At 35.6% G+C, this 4,871-nt stretch carries 5 protein-coding genes and 1 riboswitch; of the genes, 1 reads left to right on the plus strand and 4 read right to left on the minus strand.

The window, feature by feature from the left end; genetic code table 11:
- A partial coding sequence (locus PHP06_10500) for a glycoside hydrolase family 3 N-terminal domain-containing protein (GenBank protein MDD3840970.1) occupies positions 1 to 467 on the plus strand: 467 nt, incomplete at its 5' end.
- A 42-nt stretch (positions 468 to 509) separates the two neighbouring features.
- On the opposite strand, the gene PHP06_10505 is transcribed toward PHP06_10500, so the two are convergent.
- From PHP06_10505 to mgtE, 4 genes are all read right to left on the minus strand, one after another.
- On the minus strand, positions 510 to 1,841 hold the full coding sequence (locus PHP06_10505; GenBank protein ID MDD3840971.1) for a Na+/H+ antiporter NhaC family protein: 1,332 nt from the start codon (positions 1,839 to 1,841) through the stop codon (positions 510 to 512).
- Between the two features lie 209 nt (positions 1,842 to 2,050).
- Positions 2,051 to 2,215 carry an aspartyl-phosphate phosphatase Spo0E family protein gene (locus PHP06_10510; protein MDD3840972.1) on the minus strand — a complete coding sequence of 55 codons (165 nt, stop codon included), beginning with the start codon at positions 2,213 to 2,215 and terminating at the stop codon, positions 2,051 to 2,053.
- A gap of 163 nt (positions 2,216 to 2,378) precedes the next feature.
- The gene (locus PHP06_10515; protein ID MDD3840973.1) at positions 2,379 to 2,930 is read right to left on the minus strand and encodes an MEDS domain-containing protein; all 552 of its coding nucleotides are present in this window, start codon (positions 2,928 to 2,930) and stop codon (positions 2,379 to 2,381) included.
- A gap of 250 nt (positions 2,931 to 3,180) precedes the next feature.
- Positions 3,181 to 4,515, minus strand: a complete 1,335-nt coding sequence (mgtE, locus tag PHP06_10520) for a magnesium transporter (GenBank protein MDD3840974.1) — start codon at positions 4,513 to 4,515, stop codon at positions 3,181 to 3,183.
- 194 nt (positions 4,516 to 4,709) lie between these two features.
- Positions 4,710 to 4,871, minus strand: a riboswitch (M-box (ykoK) riboswitch). This riboswitch is flagged as partial in the annotation.

Raw genomic sequence — 4,871 nt, forward strand, 5'->3', positions numbered from 1 at the left:
TAGTTCCTTTTGATGAGGCAATAAAAAACGGTGCTGATGTAGTCATGGTTGCACATATATTGATCGCTGATATTGATGCCGACAATCCATCCTCGCTGTCAAAAGCAGTCATAACTGATCTGTTGCGACACCATATGAATTTTGATGGAGTAGTTATCAGCGATGATTTGACTATGGGAGCTATCACTGAAAATATGGATCTAGGGCAAGCAGCAATAAAAGCTGTCAATGCAGGCAGTGATATTATTCTAGTGTGTCATGGTTACCATGATCAAGTCGCAATAATCAAAGCATTAAAAACCGCGGTAGAACAGGGTGATATTTCACGGCAAAGAATTGATCAAAGTGTATACAGGATAATAAGCTTAAAACAAAAGTATAAACTGAATGATAATTTCATCCAATCCATCGATGTGGAAAAGATAAATAATGAAACAAATAAAATCCTAAATGAATATATAAAATAATAAAAACAGCACGAGTAAACCATCTCCTCGCGCTGTTTTTTACTACGACACAGAAGAACCGTCCCCTTGTGTCGTTGTACGTTTTACTCTTGGGAAGTTGAATAATATAGCACCAAGTGCGCATATACCCATCAGGTATGGATAGTATAGGTATTTCATAATTTCTACAGTGGATATAGCCTTTTCGGCTACACCTGCAGCTATTAATAATTGAGCTCCATATGGTATGATTCCCTGCATAAAACAGGAGAAAGTATCCAATATACTTGCGCTTCTAGCAGGCTCTATATCATATTTTTCCGCTATATCCTTTGCCAATGGCCCTGCCATAACTATAGCAACAGTATTATTAGCAGTGCACACATCCACAGCGCTTATCAGAGCGGCAATGCCTAGCTCTGCTCCTTTTCTTGTCTTTATCCTCTTTGTAATAAAGTCCAGCAGAAACGCAATGCCCCCATTGTGTTTTATAATCTCCACAATACCTCCCACTAACAGAGAAACTATTATGGTTTCAGACATTCCCAGCATTCCATCTCCAATAGCCTGTACAAAGCCCCATATATCAAATGAGCCGGTGGCTATTCCTATGATACCTGCAAATACAATTCCACCTGTTAGCACTATCATCACATTTACCCCTGCCAACGCAGCTACCAATACGGCAATATAAGGGAGCACCTTCCATACATTGTAGTCATAAGAACCGTTCAGTATGCCTCCTCCATTTGCCTTCATAAATATAAATATAAAAGCGGTGAGTATAGCCGCCGGTAAAACAATAGAGAAATTCATCTTAAATTTGTCTCTCATCTCACTACCTTGAGTCCTTGCTGCAGCAATGGTAGTATCAGATATCATGGAAAGATTATCTCCAAACATTGCGCCGCTGACAACTGCACCAAGGGCCAACCCTAACGGCATTCCTGTCTTTTCTGCTATTCCTACTGCCATGGGGGCCAGTGCAGCAATAGTACCTACCGAAGTACCTACTGATAATGAAATAAAACACCCGATAATAAAAATCCCTGCAATAAGTACATTTCCAGGCATGAAACTGAGACCTAAGTTTACAGTAGAATCCACTGCTCCCATATCCTTAGCTACTTGGGCAAAGCCACCTGCAAGAAAAAATATAAGTATCATCAAAATAATATTATTATTGCCCGCCCCTTCACAGAAAATTTCTATCTTTTTATTTATAGTCTCCCCTGGGTTCATAGCTATAGCTACAACAGCTGCTGCCAAAAATCCCACTGTTACAGGCATTTTGTAAAAATCTCCTATTATTATAGAAGTAACAAGATATAATACCAAGAAAACGGCTAAAGGTATCAGCGCCCAGCCATTCTTTTTGTTGTTTGTATTTGACAAAGTTCCTCCACCTCACTTAAATAGATTGTTTTGCCTTGTAGCCTGATAAACAAGTGTACCACCTAAAAAGCTACACAATATACTTATTCTAATAGGTATTTGGATAAAAAGTCAATAAGCAATTGCTTTTAAATCCTATTATTATAGATACTATAACAAAAATACAAAAAAGCTCTATCTTTTAAATTCAAGAAAGAGCCCATTTGATACTATCTTTTTTTCATTAATCTGTGGTATTCTACAAGCAGTTTATCCAATTCCTGACTTATAAGTATTATGCTTTGATCAGACTTATCCTTTTTATTCATCAACGAATATAATTCCTGTCTCAAGCCCTCTATGTTCTTGTTAAGAACATACAATGATTGTTTCACATCATTTTTGATGGTTGACCCTCCTATTTATATATTTTATATTCGTCCGTAAGACTTGAATAAGACTTCTTGTAATTAATAAATACCCAATTCTAAAATCGCTATAACAACATAATTCAATTATATACAATATTGTAAAATTTATTGTTTTAGAGGAGATATATTATATTGTATTCACTTTTATTGAAAATTGGTTCAAAATATAGGGATGGGTTTTTAAGGATTTTTTGATCACTTCTTTATCAATTATTTGCTTTTTAGTTATAAAATCATAAAAATCATAAGTGCACATCAGTGAAAAAGCTGTGTTTTCAATAATTCCGGTTATAACTTCTTCAAAGTTTAAAAAATCCTCTTTAGAAGTCTGTTTTATGGCAAAAGCAACCTGAACAATTGCCCTTATACCCTCATATCTGTCTCTCCGACATTCCCATACCAACTCATTAATGTGTCCCCTCAGCTTTTGAATGCCGTCTGCTTTATAGCCTTGAATTAATTGTTCTAGATAAAGATGTTCAATATTGCAGCCATCGCCCAGCTTTTCAAATAATTGATTCAATTTCCCAAACAATAAAGGATCCATATAAATATATAGCTTTTGCTTTCTCTCCTCTCCTTCCTTTAAATATTGTAATGCATTTATTGCAAGGTGTTCCGGGCTGCAATAGTAAAAAGCCATATGGCTTCCATCAATACTATCCAGCTTAATTCTCATTTATATCCTCCCCGCTTCCTCATATTAATCCCCCTTGTTTATGAAAAATAAATTGTTGTTAATTTTTATCATTAATTGTTGTTAATTTTTATCATTATTAGAGCATCTATTGCTAATTAAAGACATAATATTTAATTTCTTCATATTTATTAAAATTCCTTCTTATAATTTGAATTTAGTACAAAATAACTAAAAAGCTATATCTTTTATAGGATCCTCATCTATTATTGTTTTACACATTTCATATTTATCATATACCTAAGAGACAAGTTGCAATTGAAAAATAGATCAGCAAGGCGGTGGCATCCACAATGGTGGTAATGAGAGGACCTGCCATCATCGCCGGATCTAACCGAAATTTTTTTGCTAATATAGGCAGCACACCTCCTACCACTTTGGCTATAATCACTGTTAAAAATAAGCTTATACATACAGTTAAATTCACTTTTATATCCGCTTTGCCCACAAAATGCAATCTAACAAAATTAGCCCCTGCTAGAACAAGGCCTGCTATGGCTCCTACTAGGAATTCTTTATAAATCACTTTTAAAATATCCTTTATCTGTATCTCTTCCAAAGCAAGTCCTCTTATTATGAGGGTAGCCGATTGTGAACCGGCATTTCCGCCTGTATCCATAAGCATAGGTATAAACGCCGCAAGCACGACCACAGACTGTAAAATCATATCATACTTGTTTATTATACCTGCAGTAACTGTGGCCGATATCATCAAAACCAAAAGCCATATTATCCTGTGTTTAGCAAGTTCAAAAACCCCTGTCTTAAGATATTCTTCTTCCGAGGGCTGCATAGCAGCCATCCTCTGAAAGTCTTCCGTATTTTCCTGTTCAATTATGTCCACTATGTCATCTATAGTTATAATTCCTACCAACCTGTTTTCACTGTCTACCACAGGCATCACCAAAAGATCGTATTTTTTAAACAGCAACGCTATATCCTCTTGATCATCATGGGTATGAATATAGATAAAATTTGTATTCATTATTTCCCTTATAACTACAGATTCTTCATTTAATATCAGTTTCCTTATAGGTAAGACACCTTCCAGCTTTCGGTTTTTATTCATAACATAGCAAATATCTATAGTTTCCTTATCAATGCCGGTCTTTCTTATATGCTCAAGTGCATCCTTAACCGTCATCTCTTTTTTTAGGTCCACGTACTCTATAGTCATCAAACTGCCTGCCGAATTATCAGGGTATTTTAAAAACTGATTTATAAGCTTTCGCTTGCTTTCGCTAGTATTTTTCAGTACCCTTTTCACTACATTTGCAGGCATTTCCTCAATAAAATCCACAGTATCGTCAAAGAAAAGCTCATCTATTATGCCTTTTATTTCCTTGTCAGTGATGGACTCGATAATAAATTGCTTTTGTTCGAATGACATATATGAAAAAACCTCAGCGGCTATTTCTTTAGGCATCAACCTGAAAATAACAAGAGCAGTGTGGGGTTGCAGTGTTTCTAATGATTGTGCTAAATCTACCACATTCATCTTAGTTATTTCATCTCTCGCTTGTACGAATTTACCCTGTTTCACCAGATTTGTAATATCACTTAGCATTGTAAAAACCTCCTTTTTCAGCAAGAGCCACCACCATCAACATCAATATGATGATTATGGTTCTTCATTTTCAGTGAACTATTCAAATAAATATTATATTTTCCAGGTAAAGGATCAGAATCCATAACCATCACCTCCTTATTTAAACAAAAAAAACCTTTCAACGAATGAAAGGCTTTACCAGATAAAGCATAACACACTTCAACTCGTTGAGTTTTAGCACTATACAGCGTAGGTCAAATAAACCAGCCACATTTGACAATACCTTAAACCGATAATGTCTGTTGGCCCGTTGGCGTCTCTCGACGTTTCTGGACAGTGGCATTTTTCTGTATAGTAGCCTCACCTAACTGAAT

The sequence above is a fragment of the Clostridia bacterium genome, from assembly GCA_028698525.1.
GTDB lineage: Bacteria > Bacillota > Clostridia > JAQVDB01 > JAQVDB01 > JAQVDB01.